The sequence below is a fragment of the Haloplanus aerogenes genome (assembly GCF_003856835.1).
Lineage (GTDB): Archaea > Halobacteriota > Halobacteria > Halobacteriales > Haloferacaceae > Haloplanus > Haloplanus aerogenes.
In genome coordinates, this window is record NZ_CP034145.1 from 2,088,528 (window position 1) to 2,106,434 (window position 17,907).

The 17,907-nt window shown below is 67.8% G+C and carries 17 protein-coding genes and 1 pseudogene; 12 read left to right on the forward strand and 6 right to left on the reverse strand.

Going from position 1 to position 17,907, the window contains the following annotated elements; all coding sequences use genetic code 11:
- Positions 1-42: 42 nt before the first annotated feature.
- The 4 genes and pseudogenes from DU502_RS10690 to DU502_RS10705 all read left to right on the forward strand — a co-directional run bounded on the left by DU502_RS10690 (position 43) and on the right by DU502_RS10705 (position 4,962).
- Complete coding sequence (locus DU502_RS10690) at positions 43-1,452, forward strand: sodium-dependent transporter (RefSeq protein ID WP_121919350.1); 1,410 nt, start codon at positions 43-45, stop codon at positions 1,450-1,452.
- A 73-nt stretch (positions 1,453-1,525) separates the two neighbouring features.
- On the forward strand, positions 1,526-3,070 hold the full coding sequence (locus DU502_RS10695; RefSeq protein ID WP_121919488.1) for an acyl-CoA carboxylase subunit beta: 1,545 nt from the start codon (positions 1,526-1,528) through the stop codon (positions 3,068-3,070).
- 2 nt (positions 3,071-3,072) lie between these two features.
- A pseudogene (locus DU502_RS10700) lies at positions 3,073-3,324 on the forward strand (hypothetical protein); the annotation flags it as partial.
- Between the two features lie 69 nt (positions 3,325-3,393).
- Positions 3,394-4,962, forward strand: a complete 1,569-nt coding sequence (locus DU502_RS10705) for an ATP-binding protein (RefSeq protein WP_121919351.1) — start codon at positions 3,394-3,396, stop codon at positions 4,960-4,962.
- A gap of 144 nt (positions 4,963-5,106) precedes the next feature.
- On the opposite strand, the gene DU502_RS10710 is transcribed toward DU502_RS10705, so the two are convergent.
- From DU502_RS10710 to cofD, 5 genes are read right to left on the reverse strand one after another with little or no spacing between them, the layout of a single operon-like run.
- Entirely contained in the window at positions 5,107-5,301 is a 195-nt protein-coding gene (locus DU502_RS10710; protein ID WP_121919352.1) for a 30S ribosomal protein S17e, read from the reverse strand.
- 25 nt (positions 5,302-5,326) lie between these two features.
- Positions 5,327-5,950, reverse strand: coding sequence for a DUF447 domain-containing protein (locus tag DU502_RS10715; protein WP_121919353.1), 624 nt, complete (start codon positions 5,948-5,950; stop codon positions 5,327-5,329).
- Positions 5,947-6,837 (reverse strand): triphosphoribosyl-dephospho-CoA synthase, encoded by an 891-nt coding sequence (locus DU502_RS10720; RefSeq protein ID WP_241966764.1) that lies wholly within the window; start codon positions 6,835-6,837, stop codon positions 5,947-5,949. Before DU502_RS10720 ends, DU502_RS10715 begins: the two co-directional genes overlap by 4 nt.
- Positions 6,834-7,604, reverse strand: a complete 771-nt coding sequence (locus DU502_RS10725; RefSeq protein ID WP_121919354.1) for a tRNA-dihydrouridine synthase — start codon at positions 7,602-7,604, stop codon at positions 6,834-6,836. The genes DU502_RS10720 and DU502_RS10725 overlap by 4 nt, the downstream gene beginning before the upstream one ends.
- Positions 7,604-8,596, reverse strand: coding sequence for a 2-phospho-L-lactate transferase (gene cofD, locus DU502_RS10730; RefSeq protein ID WP_121919355.1), 993 nt, complete (start codon positions 8,594-8,596; stop codon positions 7,604-7,606). The genes DU502_RS10725 and cofD overlap by 1 nt, the downstream gene beginning before the upstream one ends.
- Positions 8,597-8,757: 161 nt before the next feature.
- On the opposite strand from cofD, the gene DU502_RS10735 reads away from it, so the two are divergent.
- The 8 genes from DU502_RS10735 to DU502_RS10770 all read left to right on the forward strand — a co-directional run bounded on the left by DU502_RS10735 (position 8,758) and on the right by DU502_RS10770 (position 17,651).
- Positions 8,758-9,501, forward strand: a complete 744-nt coding sequence (locus DU502_RS10735; protein WP_121919356.1) for a proteasome assembly chaperone family protein — start codon at positions 8,758-8,760, stop codon at positions 9,499-9,501.
- A gap of 45 nt (positions 9,502-9,546) precedes the next feature.
- Complete coding sequence (locus DU502_RS10740) at positions 9,547-10,179, forward strand: nucleotide exchange factor GrpE (protein WP_121919357.1); 633 nt, start codon at positions 9,547-9,549, stop codon at positions 10,177-10,179.
- A 191-nt stretch (positions 10,180-10,370) separates the two neighbouring features.
- Positions 10,371-12,281: a molecular chaperone DnaK gene (gene dnaK, locus DU502_RS10745; protein ID WP_121919358.1), complete on the forward strand. Its 1,911-nt coding sequence runs from the start codon at positions 10,371-10,373 to the stop codon at positions 12,279-12,281.
- A 47-nt stretch (positions 12,282-12,328) separates the two neighbouring features.
- Complete coding sequence (gene dnaJ, locus DU502_RS10750; RefSeq protein WP_121919359.1) at positions 12,329-13,465, forward strand: molecular chaperone DnaJ; 1,137 nt, start codon at positions 12,329-12,331, stop codon at positions 13,463-13,465.
- Complete coding sequence (locus DU502_RS10755) at positions 13,466-14,188, forward strand: AMP-binding protein (RefSeq protein ID WP_121919360.1); 723 nt, start codon at positions 13,466-13,468, stop codon at positions 14,186-14,188.
- A gap of 78 nt (positions 14,189-14,266) precedes the next feature.
- Complete coding sequence (locus DU502_RS10760) at positions 14,267-15,664, forward strand: short-chain fatty acid transporter (protein ID WP_199722656.1); 1,398 nt, start codon at positions 14,267-14,269, stop codon at positions 15,662-15,664.
- Positions 15,665-15,808: 144 nt separating this feature from the next.
- A complete protein-coding gene (locus DU502_RS10765) occupies positions 15,809-17,020 on the forward strand; it encodes a CBS domain-containing protein (RefSeq protein WP_121919362.1) in 1,212 nt (403 codons plus the stop codon).
- A 46-nt stretch (positions 17,021-17,066) separates the two neighbouring features.
- Positions 17,067-17,651 carry a GNAT family N-acetyltransferase gene (locus tag DU502_RS10770; protein WP_121919363.1) on the forward strand — a complete coding sequence of 195 codons (585 nt, stop codon included), beginning with the start codon at positions 17,067-17,069 and terminating at the stop codon, positions 17,649-17,651.
- Positions 17,652-17,679: 28 nt separating this feature from the next.
- Here DU502_RS10770 and DU502_RS10775 read toward each other — a convergent pair whose 3' ends face one another.
- Entirely contained in the window at positions 17,680-17,895 is a 216-nt protein-coding gene (locus tag DU502_RS10775) for a hypothetical protein (RefSeq protein WP_121919364.1), read from the reverse strand.
- Positions 17,896-17,907 lie beyond the last annotated feature (12 nt).

The following is a 17,907-nucleotide window of genomic DNA, read 5'->3' on the forward strand; positions in this document are numbered from 1 at the left end:
GACTCGAAACCCACTTGACGCGCGTTCGCTGACCGGGAGATAATGACACGAGAGACGTGGGCGACGCGCACGGGCTTCATCCTCGCGGCCGCCGGGAGCGCCGTCGGGTTGGGGAACATCTGGCGGTTCCCGTGGATGACCGCGCAGAACGGCGGCAGCGCCTTTCTGGCCGTCTATCTGCTCGTCGTCTTCGGGGTCGGGGTCCCCGGCCTCCTCGGCGAGTTCGTGATCGGGCGGCGGGCGCGGCGCAACCCCATGGGCGCGCTCCGCGACCTCTCCGGGTCGCGGCGGTGGGCCGCCGTCGGCGCCGTCTCCGCCGTCACCGGCGTCGCCCTCCTCTCCTTCTACAGCGTCGTCGGCGGGTGGATTCTGCGCTACCTGCTCGTCTCGATGACCGGCCCCCTCACCGGCGGCGCGGCCTACCTCTCCACGCCGGGTGCCTACTTCGAGACCATCTCCTTCGGCTTCGAGGCCGCGGCCTTCCACCTCCTGTTTCTCGCCATCACCGGCGGCATCGTCCTCGGCGGCGTCCGCCGCGGCATCGAACTCGGGACGAAAGTGATGGTGCCTGCCGTCCTCGTCCTCCTCGTCGGGATGGCGGCGTGGGTCGTCACACAACCGGGCGCTGGCGCCGGGTATCAGTTCTTCCTCGGGTTCGACCTCACGACCCTGCGGGAGAACTTCTTCTCGATTCTCGGCCCGGCCGCCGGGCAAGCCCTGTTCACCCTCTCCGTCGGCGCCGGGACGATGGTTACCTACGCCTCCTATCTCGGTGAAGACCGGTCGCTCCCGTTCGACGGATCGGTCATCGCCCTGCTGAACACCGGCGTCGGCGTCCTCGCGGGCCTCGTGGTCTTCCCCCTCCTCTTCTCGCAGGGCGTCGATCCGGGGACGGGCGGGCCGGGCGCACTCTTCGTCGGCATCGCGGGCGCGTTCGCCGCCCTGCCCGGTGGCGGCCTCCTCGCCATCGTCTTCTTCGGCGTCGTCACCCTCGCCGCCCTGTCGAGTTCGATCAGTATGCTGGAGATTCCGGTCGCCGTCCTCGTCGACGAGGGCGGGTGGTCGCGGCGGGCGGCGGTGGGCGTCCTCCTCGCGCTCGTCGCCGTCACTGGCACTGTGACCGCACTCCGTCCGGCCCTGTTCGACTTCGTCGCTGGCACCCTCGTCGACCTGCTGCTCACCGGCGGCCTCCTCGCCTTCCTCCTCTTTGCCGGGTGGGTGCTGGGCCGCGACGCGGTGGCCGAGTACGTCTCGGGCGCCGGGCCAGTCGCGCGGCAACTGGCGACGCCGTGGCTGTTCGCCGTCGGTATCGTCATTCCCGTCTTCCTCGTGTTCACGCTCCTGACGACGGCGGGCATCGACGCCCGCGTGGGGTTCTGGCCGACCGTTGGCGTCGCCGTCGCGGCCGTCGCCGTCGTCCTCGTGGGACTGCGGCGGCAGGCGACGGTGTAGCCACGGGCGGCGGAATCCTTTTGCCGGTCCTCGAACCTTGTTATGGGACGATGATAGGTGGTCGGCCATGACCATGGAGGACCGAATCGAGGAGCTCCGCGAGAAGCGGGAGCGGGCCCTCCTCGGTGGCGGTGAGGACCGGATCGAGTCCCAGCACTCGAAGGGGAAGATGACCGCCCGCGAGCGCATCGACTACTTCCTCGACGACGGGACCTTCCGCGAGTTCGACCAGTTCCGGACTCACCGGACGAGCAAGTTCGGGATGGAGGAGCGAAAGCTCCCCGGCGACGGCGTAGTGACGGGGTACGGTGAGGTAAACGGCCGAAAAACGTTCGTCTTCGCCCACGACTTCACCGTCTTCGGCGGCTCGCTCGGCGAAGTCATGGCCGAGAAAATCTGCAAGGTGATGGACAAGGCGATGGACGTGGGCGCGCCCATCGTCGGCCTCAACGACTCGGCGGGCGCCCGCATCCAGGAGGGGGTGCGGAGCCTCGCGGGCTTCACCGACATCTTCCACCGCAACGAACAGGCCAGCGGCGTCGTCCCGCAGATTTCGAGCATCATGGGGCCTTGCGCCGGCGGCGCCGTCTACTCCCCCGCCATCACCGACTTCATCTTCATGGTGGAGGACACCAGCCACATGTTCATCACCGGCCCGGACGTGATCAAGACCGTCACGGGCGAGGAGGTGAGTTTCGAGGAACTCGGCGGCGCGACCACCCACGCCTCGCGGACGGGCGTCGCCCACCGCGCCTTCCCGGACGAGGAGACGGCACTCGACAACATCCGTCGCCTGCTCTCCTATCTCCCACAGAACAACGTGGAAGACCCGCCGCGAGTCGATCCGTGGGACGACCCGGAGCGCTCGGCGGACGAACTGAAGACGGTCGTTCCCGACCAGCCCCAGAAACCCTACGACATGATCGACGTGATCGGAGGGACCGTCGACGAGGGCTCGTTCTTCGAGGTTCACGACAGCTGGGCGAAAAACGTCGTCGTCGGCTTCGGTCGACTCGACGGCCACGCCGTCGGCATCGTCGCCAATCAGCCCCGGTCGAACGCCGGCACGCTGACCGTCGACGCGAGCATGAAGGCCTCGCGGTTCGTCCGCTTCTGTGACGCGTTCAACCTCCCCATCGTCACGTTCGTCGACGTACCCGGCTACATGCCGGGGACCGATCAAGAGCATCGAGGGATCATCCGCCACGGGGCGAAGTTGCTGTACGCCTACTCGGAGGCGACCGTCCCCCTCCTGACGGTCATCACGCGAAAGGCGTACGGCGGCGCGTACTGCGTCATGGCGTCGAAACATCTCGGCGCCGACGTGAACTACGCGTGGCCGACCGCCGAACTCGCCGTCATGGGTCCGGAGGGCGCCGTGAACGTCCTCTACAGCGACGAACTCGAGGCGGCCGACGACCCGGACGCTCGCCGGGCCGACCTGGTCGAGGAGTATCGCGAGGAGTTCGCCAACCCGTACACCGCCGCCGACCGCGGCTTCATCGACGACGTGATCGAACCGCAGGACACCCGGATGCGTCTCGTCGACGACCTCCACATGCTCAAGACCAAACGCCGGAGCAACCCGGACAAGAAACACGGAAACATCCCGATATGAACCTCGACATCCCAGACGACGCCGACGACGCGGAGGCGGCGGCCATCGCCGCCGCGGTGGGGGCACACGTCCACGACGGCTACCTCGCGGCCGCGGCCGCCGCCGCGGGCGGCGAGACGGAGACCTGGACGGGCGACGGCAAACGCTGGACGTTCGCCGGCCGGATCGAGGGGCTACAGGGACGGACGGACCGCGTCCCCGAGACGGCACCGACCGACGCCTGGACGGCGTCGGGACGCACGGACCGCTTCTGATACGGGGCGTCTCGGGCGGGTCCGTGGCATCCAGTAGGCATATACGTACACCGTCCATAATTCGGGCTCGTGAGTGGAGAACACGGAGGGTCCGACGAGACGACCGTCGGTCACTCCGTCGGGACTGATCTCACCGACCTCCTCGACGACCGGACCGGCCACGCGGGGTTGACCGGTCGACTGGAGGCCGTCGTCGATGGTATCGCCCCCGTGTGGCGTCGACGGATCGGTGGGGGCACCGTCGTCGGCATCGGTACCCTCCTGATTGGAGTTCCACTCTACCACTTCGCACGACACGGCGTCACGGTCGACGCCATCGTCGGGGACGCACTGCCGTTGTTCTTCGGGGTGATTCTGGTCGCCACCGGCGTCTGGCTCGGCTGGATGAGCGACGACGACGTGGCGCCGCTCGTGACGGCGTTCTGGGTCACGGTCGGCTTCGGCGTCACCGGCGTCGTCACGCTGTACTTCTTCACGCTCCACGTCGCCCACGGCCACATCGTCGAGTCACCGTGGTTCCTCGTCTACGACGTGAGCGCCACGGGGGCGGTCGGCGGCCTCCTCATCAGCCGGTACGACGTGCGCTCGCGGCACCGACATCGACGCCTGAGCCAGCGGGAACGCCAGCTCCGCGCCGTGTTCGAGGGGACGCTCGACGCCCTCGTCATCACCGACGACGAGGGGCGGTACGTCGCCGCGAATCCCGCGGCGGCCGACCTGTTCGGCCTCCCGCGCTCGGAACTGGTGGGCAAACACATCGTGAACTTCGCGAGTGGGTCGGAAGATTTCGAGGCACAGTGGGAGACGTTTCGGGCCGAGGGGGAAGCGCGCGGCGAGTTCGAACTCGTTCGGCCGGACGGCGAGACCCGGATGGTCGCCTTCGCCGCCACCGCGAACGTCCTTCCCGGCCGTCACCTATCGGCGCTGCGGGACGTGACCGAGCAGATCGAACACGAGCAAGAACTCGGACAGGAACGCGCCCGCGTCGAGTTCCTCAATCGCCTCCTCAGACACAACGTCCTCAACGGGATGAATCTCGTGCTAGCGAAACTCGACGCGCTCGAACCCGCGCTCCCGGACGATCAGCGCGACAGCCTCGACGTGGCCCGCCACCGGAGCGAGGAGATCGTCGACCTCATCCAGACCGCCCGGCGTCTCGCGACCGACGTGGCAGCCGAGGCGGACGGACGGGCGATTCGCGTGTGTGACCCGCTGACCGACGCCATCGAGTCGGTGCGGGGGGCGTATCCCGATCCGACCATCGAGTGTGATCTCCCCGCGGACGAGGTGTGGGTCCACGCCGACGGCATGCTGGAGACGGTGTTCGATCACCTCCTGACGAACGCCGTCGAACACAACGACGCCGACGTGTCCGTCTCCGTCGGCGTCACGGTCGATCCCGAGACGGTCACCGTCACCGTGGCCGACGACGGTGAGGGAATGCCGCCCGAACGACTCGCCCAACTGTTCGACGACGAGGAGTTCACCCACACCCGCGACTGGGGCGGCTTCGGGCTCTCTATCGTCCAAGCGCTCGTTCAGGAGTACGACGGCGACGTGTGGGCCGACGCCAACGAGCCGAGCGGCACCGTCTTCCACGTCGAACTCCAGCGGACCGAGTCACCGGACGGCGCGTGATAGTGTCTGTTGTGAGTCGCCACTGGCCGGCGTGATACGGTTTACTGTAAGTCATTACCGGGAGTTCGCCGAGACGGTCTCGGCGAACTCCCGGGAAACAGTTACAATAATCCGTATGAGTAACCACCGAGAACGAACGACCGATCAGGCGTTGGCGGCCGCGCTCGCCTTCTTGCGCGTGATGTAGCCCGCGATGCGGTTGCGGACGCCCTTCGACTCCACGTTGGTCAGTTTCGAGACGCTATCCTTGTTGGTCTCGAAGTCGGTGTTGAACGCCTGCGGATATCGCTCCAGCAGAATCCTGCCGAGCTGTTTGACGTATTTGGGTTTGATGGCCATGTTCGTACGTTCGGCTGCTAGGCCACTAAAACGATTCGTTCCGTCGCTCCCGCCACCCGGTCAGCTCGTCGATGCGTGCGAACGCCTCGCGCTCCGCCGGACCGCCACACCGCTCGACCGTGTCGGCGAAGTACGCGAGGCGGTCGAGCAGGGCCGCCGTGTCGAACGCGGGCACGTCCAGCCGCGAGGCCGCCACCGTCGCGTCGATTACGGCGTAGAAACCGCGGTTGATGGTCGGCACCGTTCGCTCGCGCACCGTCGCGGCGCGGGGGTGGAGCGCCCAGCGCACCCACTCGGTCCCCTCGTCCTCACCCTCCTCGATCCGTCGGGTGTCGACCTCGACCCACGCGGCCGCGCCGTCGCGGACCGGTTCGTCAGTTTCGATCACGTCGAGCGCCGCGTCGACGAACTCGCGGGGATCGGCCGTGAACTGGATCACGCCCGCGCCGCGCCGCTCGAAGTTGCCGCGGGTTCGGGTCTTGCCCCACGTCACCGCGGTCACCGGGCCGCCGTCGTCGGGGGCGTGGAGACCGAGCGCCGCCTGATTCCAGCGGTCGTTCGGTCCGAGCGTCGCCACGACGGATTCGGTGACGCCGCGGAGAGTGACTGGCCAGTCCGCGGTGTCGTCGTCGGTCCGGTCCTCGCTCACAGCCGCACCCCCCGTTCGAGCGCGACAAAGGCCGTCGCGGCGGTGAGGTCGGCGGTCGTCCCCGGATTGATCCCCTCGTCGAGGAATCGCTCGGCCAGCGCCTCGGCGGCGTCGAGGTCGTCTCGCACCGCGGCGGCCTCGCGGCTCACTTCCTTCGCCCGCTCCTGTCCGTGTTCGACGGCGACGAGCGTGTCCGGACGCTCCGCGAGCAAGTCGAGGAAGGCCCGTGCGAGACGGTCGGTGAGCGGGTCGTCGTCGACGACGACCCGGTCGGCGGCCGCGAACGTCCGCTCGAAGCCCGAGATCCACTCGGCGGCGTTGCCGTCGCGGTCGGCGCTCATCGCCATCACGTCCGCGAGCGTCAGGCCGCGGTCCCGGAGCGCCGGCACGGCGTCGGCGCCGCGGCGCACGTCGAGAGCCGAGGCGTCCGCCGGCGGGTCGCCGACCGCCACGTCGACGTGTTCGAACGCCCGGTAGAAGGCCGCGGCGTCGTCGACGGTCGTCGCCTCGACGACGGCGGTCAGGCCCTCGGGCGAGAGGTGGTCGGTCGACGCGGCGCGAACGAGGGGGACGAGCAGGAGCAGACAGCCGAACTGCGTGTTGCCGCCGGACTGCTGGCTCATGCCGCGGACGGCGCGGTCGAAGGCGTCGCCGATGGACGGGGGGTCGTCACCCTCGACGCGTTCGGCCAGTTCCAGCCCCGGCCGCGATCCGACCGCACCGGTCAGGAAGTGTTCGAATCGCAGGTCGGCGTGGTCACGGTGCCGGTCGACGTTGCCCGGTTTCGGCGTACTCGCCACCTCCAGCAAGAGGGCGAGTTCGGCGTGGTCGGCGGGCGACATCTCGGGCCGTGGATGGTTCGAAGCCCGTCGCTCCTCGTCAGTCATCCCGGCACCTCTCCGTCGATGTCGACCCGTTCGCCGTCGCCGCGGCGACGCTCCCAGTCCGCCACCGCCCGGGCGACTCGCCGAAGAACGTCGGGGTCGTCGCTCGGGCGCCCGACGCTGACGCCGTCGGCGCCGTAGGCGAGGTACTCCCACGCCGTCGCCCGATCGCGGACGCCGTTGTTGGCGAGACAGAACAGGTCGGGCGCGGCGGCGACCACGTCCGCGACGACCGGTTCCGAATCCATGGCGTCGACGTGGATAGCGTCGGCGCCGGCGTCCGCGATGGCGCGGGCCGTCGCCGGGAGATCCACGCCCTCGACTTCGGCGCGCACCTTCACGCTCACCGTCGCGCCCGCATCGTGGGCGGCGGCGACGTAGTCGACGAGGCGGTCGGTGTCGCGGAGCAGCGTCTCGCCACACCCGACGGCGCAGAGTTCGTCCTGTCGGCAGTGGGCGTTGATCTCCAGTACCGCCCCGTGGTCGGCACAGACGGCTGCAGCCTCCCGAATGGGGTCGCGGGTCGCGCTCCGCACGTTCATCCCGGCGCTGATCGGCGCGTCGTCGAGGGCGGCGAGTTGCGCGTCGACGAACGCCAGCGGATCGGTGGGCAGGAACTCATCGCGGCCGCGGGCGACGAGGTCACGCGCCGCCGCGCGGGCGTCGGCGTCGAGGGCGATGCCGCCGAGGAGGGCGAGGTCGGCGTGTGCGGCGCCGGCCCGCGCCCAGTCGGCGTCGGACGCCCCGCTGAGACTGGCGAGCGCGAGCATCAGGCCACCTCCGCTAACGCTGCCGCCACGGCGTCGACGACACGGCGGGCGTCGGCGGCGTCGTCGATCCGCGTGTCGGTGCGGACGACCGGTCGGTCGAGGTCGGTGCCGTCCGCGTCGTCGAGGACGAACGCGTCGACGAAGGGGTAGGCGTCCGCGACGCCGGCGGTCGAGGGATCGAGGCCGACGCCGCGCATGAGGTCGGCCGCGGGGCCGGAGAAGACCTCGTCTTCGACGAACGGCGAGACGGCGACCACGGGTGTCTCGGTGAGAGCGTCGTCGACGCCCGGGAGCGCGCGGATGGGGCCGACGCTCGTGACCGGGTTCGAGGGGCCGATCACCACGGGCGCGTCGAGGGCGTCGCGGACGGCCGGCGTGGGGTCGGCGGCGTGCGAACCCCGGAACTCCACGTCCTCGACGGCGGGGTCGGCGCGGCGGGCGACCCAGTACTCCTGAAAGTGCATCGCGCCCTCGTCGGTGTGGACGATGGTGGCGACGGGGTCGTCGCTCATGGGGAGGAGCGTCACGTCGAGGTCGAACGCGTCCGCGAGGGTGCGGGTCGCCTCGGTCAACGTCCGCCCTTCGTCGAGGAGGCTCGTTCGCGTGACGTGGACGGCGCGGTCGCGGTCGCCGATCTCCATGAACTCCGCGACGCCGGAGAAGCGGCGCCAGCGCGCGATACGTCGGCCGGCCGTCTGTCGGTCGGGTGGGAGATAGCGCGGACCGCCGGAGAGGTCGGCCGCCTCGGCCAGTCGGCCGAGTTCGTCGTGGGTCGCGGTCGTGTCGCCGTCGATCCCCCACCACGTCTCGCGGTCGAGGATACTACCCCCGGCGAAGAGGACGGTGTCGAGGTCGGGACAGACGAGGAGGCCACCGAGTTCCACGTCGTCGCCGGTGTTGGCAACGACCGTGACCTCGGCGGGATCGAAGGCGGCGTCGACCCCGTCGAGGAGTTTCGGCGTCCCCGTTCCGCCGGCGAGGAACGTAACCATGGCCAGCGTAGCACGCCGCCGGATTTGTGCCTTTGGGAGTTACAGTGCGTCTGTAAGTCGTCGCACAGCACGTCGTGCGCAGTGTGGTGATCGGCTGTGCAACCAGTTCCACACGCGACTGTAGGCACTGCACCTATACGCCCGCCGGTCGAAGCGGGAGTATGAGTCGAATCGACGTGCTCCGAGACGACGTGTCGCTCGACGAACCGACGCTGGTCGAGGGATTACCGGGCGTCGGCCTCGTCGGGAAACTCGCGACGGACCACCTCACCGAGGAGTTCGGGATGGTCCACTACGCCAACGTCCACTGCGAGGGGCTCCCACCGGTGGCGACCTACGAGGGTGGGGAACACGACCTGACGACGCCGGTTCGACTGTACGCCGACTCGGATCGGGACTTGCTCGCCCTCCGGAGCGACGTGCCGGTGGCGCCGTCAGCGGCGCTGGAGTTCGCGGAGTGTCTATCGGCCTGGGCCACGAATATGGACGTAACGCCCATCTACCTCAGCGGGATCGGCCGCGAACGCGAGGAGGGATCGACGCCGGCGCTGTACGGCGTCGGCACCGGCGGTGCGAGCGACGACCTCGACGCCGTAGGGATCGACCCGCCGGAGGAATCGGGGCTGGTATCGGGACCGACGGGCGCGCTGTTGAGTCACGCGGTGCAGAACGACCGCACCGCGACCTGTCTGATCGTCGAGGCCAGTCAGCGGTTCCCAGATCCGCAGGCTGCGGCACATCTCCTCGAAGACGGCGTGGGTGTCCTGCTCGACGCCGAGATTCCGGTCGCGGAACTCACGGAGCGTGCCGAGGAGATTCGGCAGGCAAAGCGGCGTTTCGCCCAACAGATGCAGCAAGTCGACGAGTCGAGTTCGCAGGCGCGACCGCTCGGGATGTACCAGTGACCGTGTTCTGCAAGCCTTAAGCAACCCGAGGCGTTTCACTCGATTATGCACGAGGATGCGGCCGATGGGACGGGGGCGGACGCCGCCCCCGAGGGTGACGAACCGGACACGGACGCCGCTCCCGCGGACGAAGACGCGGCGGGTGAGGCGACCGACCTCGCCGACCGAGTCGCGGCGTACGACGACGAACTCGGCGCGGCGGTCGGGAACCTCGAAGAACGGGTCGAAGAACTCGAAGCCGAACTGGCCGAGAAGCGGGAGCGCACGGACGACCTCGAATCCCGACTGAAGCGCAAGCAGGCCGACTTCCAGAACTACAAGAAACGCGCCAAGAAGCGTCAGGAGGAGATCAAAGAGCGAGCGACCGAGGACTTCGTCACTCGCCTGGTGCCGGTGCGTGACGATCTCGTCCGCGCCCTCGATCAGGACGAGGACGTGGACATCCGCGACGGCGTCGAGTCGACGCTGGAATCGTTCGACCGCGTCCTCGACGAGGAGAACGTGACGCCCATCGAACCGTCGCCCGGCGACGAGGTCGACCCCACCCGTCACCAGGTGATGATGCGCGTCGAGAGCGACCAGTCCGAGGGGACGGTCGTCGACGTGTACCGCCCCGGCTACGAGATGGCGGAGAAGGTGATTCAGGAGGCGCAAGTGACGGTCAGCGACGGAGAGTGAGCGGAGTCGTCGGAAGTCATCACGGAGTCTCCCTAGAGTGGAGCGGCGGCGAATTGCAGTTCTATATAAACGTGTCCGGTGTGAGCCGTTCACACGATTCGTAATCGGGGGACTGCGACGAGGTAGTTGCCGCCGCCACCTCACCCCGTCTAGTAACCTTTAACCGACCAAAACCGGTAATCAGGGACAAGATGGCGAGCAACAAGATTCTGGGCATCGACCTCGGGACCACGAACAGCGCGTTCGCGGTGATGGAGGGCGGCGACCCGGAGATCATCGTGAACGGCGAGGGCGACCGAACGACGCCCTCGGTCGTTGCGTTCACCGACGACGGCGAACGCCTCGTCGGCAAGCCGGCGAAGAATCAGGCCGTCCAGAATCCCGAGCGCACGATCCAGTCGATCAAGCGCCACATGGGAGAGGAGGATTACACCGTCGAAATCGACGACGACGAGTACACGCCGGAGCAGATTTCGGCGATGGTACTCCAGAAGATCAAGCGGGACGCGGAGGAGTACCTCGGTGACGAGGTGGAGAAGGCCGTCATCACGGTGCCGGCGTACTTCAACGACCGCCAGCGACAGGCGACGAAAGACGCCGGCGAGATCGCGGGCTTCGAGGTCGAACGCATCGTCAACGAACCGACGGCGGCGTCGATGGCGTACGGCCTCGACGACGAGTCCGACCAGACCGTCCTCGTGTACGACCTCGGGGGCGGCACCTTCGACGTGTCCGTCCTCGATCTCGGGGGCGGCGTCTACGAAGTCGTCGCCACGAACGGGGACAACGACCTCGGCGGCGACGACTGGGACCAGGCGATCATCGACCACCTCGCCGAGGAGTTCGAGTCGGACCACGGCGTCGACCTCCGCGAGGACCGACAGGCGCTCCAGCGGCTGAAAGACGCCGCCGAGGAGGCCAAGGTCGAACTCTCCTCGCGCAAGGAGACGGACATCAACCTGCCCTTTATCACCGCGACCGACAGCGGCCCGATCCACCTCGAAACGTCGCTCACCCGCGCGAAGTTCGAGTCGCTGACGAGCGACCTCATCGAACGCACCGTCGCGCCGACCGAGCAGGCCCTCGAAGACGCCGGGTACGGCAAGAGCGACATCGACGAAGTGATCCTCGTCGGCGGGTCGACCCGGATGCCGCAGGTACAGGAGAAAGTCGAGGAACTCGTCGGTCAGGAGCCGAAGAAGAACGTCAACCCGGACGAGGCGGTCGCGCTGGGTGCGGCCATCCAGGGCGGCGTCCTCGGCGGCGAGGTCGACGACATCGTCCTGCTGGACGTGACGCCGCTCTCGCTGGGGATCGAGGTCAAGGGCGGCCTGTTCGAGCGCCTGATCGAGAAGAACACCACTATTCCAACCGAGGAGTCGAAGATCTTCACCACCGCGGCGGACAACCAGACCTCGGTGCAGGTCCGCGTCTTCCAGGGTGAACGCGAAATCGCCGAGGAGAACGAACTGCTCGGCGAGTTCCAGCTGACGGGCATCCCGCCCGCACCCGCCGGCACGCCCCAGATCGAGGTCGGCTTCAACATCGACGAGAACGGCATCGTCAACGTCGAAGCCGAGGACAAAGGTTCAGGAAATGCCGAATCCATCACCATCGAGGGCGGCGCCGGCCTCTCCGACGAGGAGATCGATCGGATGCAGGAGGAAGCCGAGGAACACGCAGAAGAGGATCAGCAGCGCCGCGAGCGCATCGAGGCGCGCAACGAGGCCGAGAGCGCGATCCAGCGCGCCGAGACCCTGCTGGAGGAGAACGAGGAGAACGTCGACGACGACTTGCAGGAGTCCATCGAGGACGCCATCGCGGAGGTCGAGGAGACGCTCGGCGACGACGACGCGACGACCGAGGATCTGCAGGAAGCCACCGAGGCTCTGTCGGAAGAACTCCAGGAGATCGGCAAGCAGATGTACCAGCAGCAGGCCCAGGCCGGTGCAGGCGGTGCCGGTGCGGACGCCGGTCCCGGCGGCATGGGCGGCATGGGTGGCGCTGGTCCCGGCGGTGCCGGCCCCGGCGGAGCGGCCGGCGACGGCGACGAGTACGTCGACGCCGACTTCGAGGAGAAAGACGACGAGGACGACGCCTAACGCCTGAGCCGCGTTTTTCAAATAGGTAGCTTCAGTACACCACACAAATGACAGAGGACTTCTACGACGTGCTCGGGGTGTCGCGGGACGCCGACGAGGACGAGATCAAGCGGGCGTACCGAACGAAGGCATCAGAGTACCACCCCGACGTGAGCGACGACCCCGACGCCGAGGAGAAGTTCAAGAAGGTCAAGAAGGCGAAGGAGGTCCTCACCGACGAGGAGAAGCGGCAGGCGTACGACCAGATGGGACACGAGCGGTTCGAACAGGCCGAGAAGCGTGGCGGCTTCGACGGCGGCGCCGGCGCGCAGGGGAACCCCTTCGGCGGCGGCGGTGCCGGCGGCTTCGGCGACATCTTCGAGCAGTTCTTCGGCGGCGGTGGCGGCCGCGGCGGGAACCGCCCGCGACAGGGGCAGGACCTCCGCACGTCGCTCCAGTTGGATCTGGAAGAAGCGTTCGAGGGCGTCGAACGCGAGTTCACCGTCACCCGCCCCACACGATGTTCGGACTGCGACGGGGCGGGCCACCCGCCGGACGCCGACGAGCGGACGTGTCCCAACTGTGAGGGCCGGGGACAGACCACGCAGGTCCAGCAGACGCCGTTCGGGCGGATGCAACAGACTTCCACCTGCCGCCAGTGTGAGGGCGAGGGCACCCTCTACAGCGAGACGTGTTCGACCTGTGGCGGCGACGGGCAGGTGCGCCGGGAGGCGACGCTCTCGGTCGATATCCCGGCGGGTATCCGCGACGGCCAGACGCTCCGGATGGAGGGCGAGGGGGCGCCCGGCCCGAACCGCGGGCCGAACGGCGACCTCCTGATCGAGATGTCGGTCGCGGACCACCCCGACTTCGACCGCGACGGCGACGACCTGCATTATCAGCATCCCATCTCCTTCCCGCAGGCGACGTTCGGCGACACGGTGGAGATTCCGACCCTCGACGGGACGGTCGAGATGGACGTGCCCGCGGGCACCCAGAGCGGCGAGACGTTCCGCCTGCAGGGCAAGGGGATGCCCCGCCTCCGCCGGCGCGGTCGAGGCGACCTCTTCGTGCAGGTGCAGGTCGTGACGCCTGAGAATCTGAACAACGAGCAGCGGGAAGCGCTGGAGCAATTCGCCGAAGCCGGTGGCGAGGAAGTCGACGTGAACGAGGGCTTCTTCGAGCGGATCAAGAGCAGTTTCTAGATGGACACGCTCGCCGACCTCGTCGCTCGTGAGCGTCGGAGCGACGACGTGGCGCTCCGCGTCGACGCCCGCGACCGCGAGTACAGCTACCGCGATTTCTGCACGACCGCGTGGAAGGCCGGACACGCACTCAGTCACCTCGGCGTGCACGCGGGATCGGCGGTGGCGCTCGCCCCCGAGCCGGCACCACAGCCACTCCTGACGCTCTTCGGGGCCGCGTGTCTCGGGGCGCGCGTGACGTTCGAGACGACGGCCGATGCGCGGGCCGTCGTCGTGCCGGCGGAACGGGTGGGGGATATCGAGGACCGGCCGAGTCGAAAGGTCGTCGTCTACGGGGACGCACCGACCGATCCGAGCGTCGCTCACTGGGAGCGAACGGTCTGGAGCGAGAACCCCGTGATGCCGCCCGGCGACCACGCTGCCGACGAGACGGTGCTGGTGGGCAGAGACTGGTCGTTCACGCACGGCGAGGTACTGACGGCGGCCGAAGCAGTCGTCGACGCGGCGGGCCTCGATTCGGCGTCGACGGTTGCGCTCCGGGCACCGCTCACCGATCCGCGAGCGGTCGTCGCTGGCGTAATCGCGCCGCTCGTCGCTGGCGGGGCGGTGGTGGTGCCGACCGGCGAGGCCACGACGGCGGACGTGAGCGTTGTCGCGAACGGGGCCGACGGCGACGGAGCCGACGATGGCGCGACGTATCACGTCGCCAACGTACCGCTCTGAACGCGAATCGCGATAGCGCCGGTCGATGTGTCCGACTAGCATAGGTTTATTGACTATAATCGTGAGGTACGTGAACGCATGACAGCAAGACAGCGCGTGCAGTCGTTCGGCCGGACGATGGCGGACTGGTCGGAGAAGTGGATTCCGAGTCCGTTCCTGTTCGCGGTGATCCTGACGATCATCGCGTACATCGCAGCAATCGCGTTCACGCCGGACGGGCCGTATCAGAACATCCAGAACTGGTACGACGGCTTCTGGACGCTCCTGACCTTCGCGATGCAGATGGTGCTGATCCTGGTCACGGGCTACGCCGTCGCCGACTCCGACTTCGTGAGTAGCTACCTGAACAGGCTGGCGTCGATTCCGGACACCAACACGCAGGCGGCGGCACTCGTGGGCGCCATCGCGCTGATCTTTGGCTACCTCCACTGGGGGATCGGCCTCATCGTCGGCGCCATCTTCGCCATCTTCGTGGCGCGAGCGGGCCACGAACGCGGGAAGACGTTCCACTACCCCATCCTGTGTGCGGCGGGCTACACGAGCCAGACCATCTGGCACGTCGGCCCCTCGACCAGTGCAGGGCTGCTGTCGGCGACGGAAGACCACCCCTTCCAGGACATCATCGGCATCGTCCCGCTGAACGAGAGCGTGTTCACCATCTACGCGTTCGGCATCGCCATCCTCGTGTTCCTGACGGTCGTTCCGGTACTCGCCTTCCTCGCACCCGACGAGGAGGACGCGACGGGAATCGACGAGTACGCACCGAGCCTGCTCAAGGGTGACCCGGAGGAAGCCGTCTCGGACGGCGGGACGGTCCAGACCGACGTAGAGGTGTCCCGGTCGCCCGCCGACCGCATCAACGACAGCATGGCCATCGCCTACCTGATCGGCATTGGGATGATGGTGTACGTGGTCAACTACTTCATCAACGCCGGCGGCATCGGCGAGGCGTTGGACCTGAACGTGTTCAACTTCACGTTCATCGCGCTCGGTCTGTTCCTCCACAAGACGCCCGCGGCGTACATGGAGACGATTCGCGACGCCACTGAAGGGGCGGCGGGCATCATCCTGCAGTTCCCCTTCTACGCCGGCATCCTCGGCATCATCAGCAACTCCGGGCTCTCGGATCTGATCGCGGAAGGCCTGCTCGCGGTGGCGACGCCCGAGACGTTCCCGGTCATCGCGTGGCTCCTCGGCGGCTTCATGAACCTGTTCGTCCCGAGCGGTGGCGGTGAGTGGGGCATCATCGGCGGCGTCGTCGGGAGCGCGGCGGTCGAACTCGGCGTCCCGCCGGGCAAGGCCATCGTCGCCTACGGCGTCGGCGACATGTGGACGAACATGTTCCAGCCGTTCTGGGCCATCCCCCTGTTGGGGCTGACGAAGGTTCGCGCCCGCGACATCCTCGGTTACACCATCATCGTCATGCTGGCGCTGTTCCCGGTGTTCGCCCTCGGTCTGTACTTCCTGCCGTACTGAGGGCGTCGCCGGCCGATTTTTGCAGAGGTGGGCGTTTCCACGTGACGGGAACGACCGGCGGGTATTTGGGATGATCCCGCATCAGTTAGACTGACAACACGTCGACTCACGGCGAGTCGACGAACGACCCAACAGGATACACCAATGGATATCGCAGATATCGTCTCGGAGGATTTCGTCGAGTTCGCGCCCGACGCGCGCGTATCGAAACTGGCCGGTGCGTTCGGCGACTCGGACGTGAAAGGCGTCGTCGTCCGGGGCGACGACTTCGAGGGTGTCGTCACGCGACGGCAACTCGCCACGTCACATCACCAGCCGAACGAGAAAGCCGGGTCGGTAGTCTGGCACGTCCCCCGCCTCGACTCGAACGCGGACGTTCGCGAAGTCGCACAGTTGATGATCGACAGCGATTCGAAACTGCTGCCCGTCTTCGAGGGGGAGTCGCTGATCGGCGCCGTCACCGCGGACGACGTGCTCCGAGCGGTCAAGCCGTTCCTGGACGCGGTGACCGTGGCCGACGCGTACACGGCCGACATCGTCACGCTCGACCCGGGCACGACGGTCGGCGAAGCCCTCCACGCCTTCCGGGAGCACCGCATCACGCATCTCCCAGTCGTAGAGGAGGAATCGGCCGTCGGCATCCTGAGTCTCTACGACGTGACCGCACTCACAGTCCGCTCGATGTCGGGGAGTCAGGGTGGTGACGCGAGCGGCACGGACGCGTTCGGTGGCGGCATCTCGGAGAGTTCCGGCCGGGCACGCGGCGGCGGCTACGGCGCCCGGGAAGGGGAACTCGAACGGATTCTCGACCTGCCGGTGCGTGACGTAATGGCGTCGCCAGTCCGGACTATCGACCCCGACGCAACGCTCGACGTGGCCGTCGAGGAGATGTTCGAGGTCGGCGGCTCGGCGCTGCTCGTCACGGAAGACGACCAGCCGGCCGGCATCGTCACGAAGACGGACGTTCTCGACTCGCTGACGTGGGAAGCCGGCGGCAACCGGAGCGTCCAGCTCTACGGGGCCGACCTGCTGGACGACGTGAGCTACGACGCGGTGGTCGCGATGATCGACAAATTCGACGACCGGGGCCACGACATAATCGACGCGAAGATCCACCTCCACGAACACAAGGAGACGCTGCGGGGAACGCCGCTCCTGCTCGCGCGCATCCGCCTCCACACGGATCGCGGCCAGTTCATCGCCTCCGGCGAGGGCTACGGCGCGCAACACGCGATCAACGAGGCACGGGACGTGCTCGAACGGCGGATTCGCGACGAAAAGACCCGCGGCAAGAGCAAGAAGCACCCGGACGCCGCGTTCTGGGAGAGGCGGTTCGGCTGGCTGCTCGAGGAGTGAGCAGCCCCAGCAAATCCTTTTAGTGCCCCGTTCACTACGTCGGGGCATGTACGTCCGGGATGCCAAGAACCGAGACGAGGTCTGGTTGCTCGATCACATCGAGGAGATGGCCCTGGACGACGCCGCCTTCCGATCACGGGACTACGTCATCGCCGTCGACGAGGAGACGAACGAGCGGGCAGGGTTCGGCCGCATCCGCATCCACAAGACCGACGACGGCGACATCTGTGAACTCACGGGCGTCGGCGTGTTGCCCGCGTGGCGCGGACAGGGGGTCGGCGCGCACGTCGTCGAACGCCTGATCGAAACGGCGACGGCCGAGGGGTTCGAGACGGTGTACTCGTTGACCGACGAGCCGGGCTATCTGACCCAGTTCGGGTTCGATCCGGTCGAATCGAGCGACTTGCCGCCGAAGATGCAGGAGCGGCTGGCGACCAAGCAGGAGACGATCCAACCCGACTCCGTCGCGACGAGCATCGCCGTCGACGACTTCACGATGCCCGCTCGCCTGCGCGAGGCGTTCAAGGACGCGAGCCCGCACGACCCGACCGACGAGTCGGCCGTCGAAGACGCCGAGGACTTCGGTATCGACCCCGACAGCGCGACCTACAAGTACGACACCGGGCGCTAACGCCGAAACGAGGGCGTTCGACGCGCCCTCACGTCCGGTCGTCGAGGAAGTCGGTACTGAACGCGAGCCACGCGAGGACCGTACAGAAGAGGATGGGTGGCAGGATGGCGAAGGCCCAGAGCGGTTCGATCCCCCAGAAGAGGAGGAGGAGTACGTCGGCGAGGCCGAGCAACAGGAACGGCGTCACCGCGAGCAGCGCACGTCGCCGGTTGGGGCTCGACTCCTCCGCCTGCGAGAGTGCCATACACGGAGTCGG